At 61.9% G+C, this 872-nt stretch carries 2 protein-coding genes; both read right to left on the bottom strand.

All coding sequences use genetic code 11. The annotated features are described in order from the left end of the window. A partial coding sequence (locus A9513_RS14330) for a glutathione S-transferase family protein (RefSeq protein ID WP_141678406.1) occupies positions 1-408 on the bottom strand: 408 nt, incomplete at its 3' end. Between the two features lie 140 nt (positions 409-548). After that, a partial coding sequence (locus tag A9513_RS14325) for a peptide-methionine (S)-S-oxide reductase MsrA (RefSeq protein ID WP_083196124.1) occupies positions 549-872 on the bottom strand: 324 nt, incomplete at its 5' end.

Raw genomic sequence — 872 nt, 5'->3', positions numbered from 1 at the left:
GAAGAAGCCGAGCTGACCGAACATCGGCCCGATGGCCGACATCTGAAAGAACACCCACGCTAGGGTCTCGTAACGCTGGCCTGGTTCGGTGGAGATGAACTGACCCGTCTTGTCGGCCAGATAGAGGAGGATCGCACCGGATTCCCATAAGGCGATGGGTCTACCGTCAGGGCCAGCCGGATCGATGATCGCCGGTATGCGTCCGTTCGGGTTCAGCGACACGAACGCCGGATCCTTCGACTCGTTGTTCGAGATGTCGATCAGGTGGGGCTCGTACGCCAGGCCAGTCTCCTCAAGCATGATCGAGACCTTGACGCCATTGGGCGTAGGGGCTGCGTAGAGTTGCAGGCGATCGGGATGAGATGCCGGCCAGCGCTGCGTGATCGGAAAGGACGAGAGGTCTGGCATAAATCTGCGATCCTGGTGTTGCGATGGCGACTGACTGGAACGAGCCGTCACTCTGAAGTAGGGTTCGATGACCGCGTCGCTGAACGACGCGGTCACGAAGATTGCGGACCGGATCGGCGCAGTGGCAACGGCAGTGAAGCCTATTCCGCCGCGGTCCCGGCCGCTGGCTGTACGTCGTCAACCTTTTGGCGCTTCGGAAGCACCCAGCCGGGACGGACGAAGTGGCAGGTGTAGCCGCCCGGGCGCTTCTCCAGATAATCCTGGTGATCGGGCTCGGCCTCCCAGAACTCGCCGACCGGCTGGACCTCGGTCACCACTTTGCCATCCCACAGCCCCGAGGCATCCACATCGGCGATCGTATCCTCGGCGACGCGCTTCTGCTCCTCGTCGACATAATAGATGCCCGACCGGTAGGAGAGCCCACGATCATTGCCCTGGCGGTTCAGCGTCGTCGGATCGTGGAT

Origin of the sequence: Pseudomonas sp. AU12215, assembly GCF_001675465.2 — a bacterium.
Classification (GTDB): domain Bacteria; phylum Pseudomonadota; class Gammaproteobacteria; order Pseudomonadales; family Pseudomonadaceae; genus Pseudomonas; species Pseudomonas nitroreducens.
The sequence above is the reverse complement of the archived record's forward strand: the minus strand, read 5'-3'. Positions and strand labels throughout refer to the sequence as shown.